This window comes from Pseudomonas sp. P5_A2_2 (assembly GCF_054177685.1).
In genome coordinates, this window is sequence record NZ_JBGCUL010001211.1 from 1 (window position 1) to 1,207 (window position 1,207).

Sequence of the window (1,207 nt, forward strand, 5' to 3'; positions counted from 1 at the left end):
GTCGTACCAGACGTACAGAACAACGCGGTTATCCTGGGTGATGGTCGCTTCCGCGTCCACTACGCCTGCGTGGCGCGAGCCGACGAAGTCGGTGGAAACCACTTCCTGGGAGCTCACGTAGTCGATCTGCTTGTGCAGGTCCGAGTGCATGGCCATCTGGCGCAGGTACTCGTTGATCTCTTCGCGAGTGGTGGCCTTTTCCAGGTTCAGGTTCAGGATAGCCATCGACACGTTCGGCGTAGGCACGCGAATCGCGTTGCCGGTCAGCTTGCCCTTGAGCACTGGCAGCGCCTTGGCGGCTGCGGTGGCGGCACCGGTCTCGGTGATGACCATGTTCAGCGGCGCGGCGCGGCCACGACGGCTGCCCTTGTGGAAGTTGTCGATCAGGTTCTGGTCGTTGGTGAACGAGTGAACGGTTTCGACGTGGCCGTTGACGATGCCGTACTTGTCGTTGACTGCCTTGAGCACCGGCACGATGGCGTTGGTGGTGCAGGACGCCGCCGAGATGATCTTGTCGTCAGGGGTGATGTCGCCATGGTTGATGCCGTGCACGATGTTCTTCAGCGCGCCCTTGCCAGGTGCGGTGAGGATCACGCGGGCAGCGCCCGGGCAGGCCAGGTGCTGGCCCAGACCGTCGGCGTCACGCCATACACCGGTGTTGTCGACGATAAGAGCGTTTTCGATGCCGTACTGGGTGTAGTCGACTTCGGCCGGGCTCTTGGCGTAGATAACCTGGATCAGGTTGCCGTTGGCGGTGATGGTGTTGTTGGCTTCATCGATGGTGATGGTGCCATCGAACGGGCCATGGACCGAGTCGCGGCGCAGCAGGCTGGCGCGCTTGACCAGGTCGTTCTCGGCGCCCTTGCGGACAACGATGGCGCGCAGGCGCAGGCCGTCGCCACCACCGGTTTTCTCGATCAGGATGCGCGCCAGCAGACGGCCGATACGACCGAAGCCGTAGAGGACAACGTCGGTGCCTTTGCGGGCCGAAGCGTTCTGCTGGCCAACCACGTCAGCCAGTTCTTCACGGACGAACTGCTCGGCAGTACGGCCATTGCCTTCGGCCTTGAATTTGGCCGCCAGCTTGCCCAGGTCCACCGAAGCGGCGCCGAGCTTGAGCTCGCTCATCGCCTTGATCAGCGGGAATGTTTCGTGGACGGACAGCTCGCTTTCGTCGGACTGACGGTGACGAGCAAAGCGGTGAGCT

General features: G+C 62.7%; 1 protein-coding gene. It reads right to left on the reverse strand.

Features of this window, described 5'->3' with window-relative positions; all coding sequences use genetic code 11:
• The coding region (locus tag ACXRVY_RS30170) for a glyceraldehyde-3-phosphate dehydrogenase (protein ID WP_458239095.1) at positions 1–1,207 on the reverse strand (1,207 nt) is incomplete at both ends.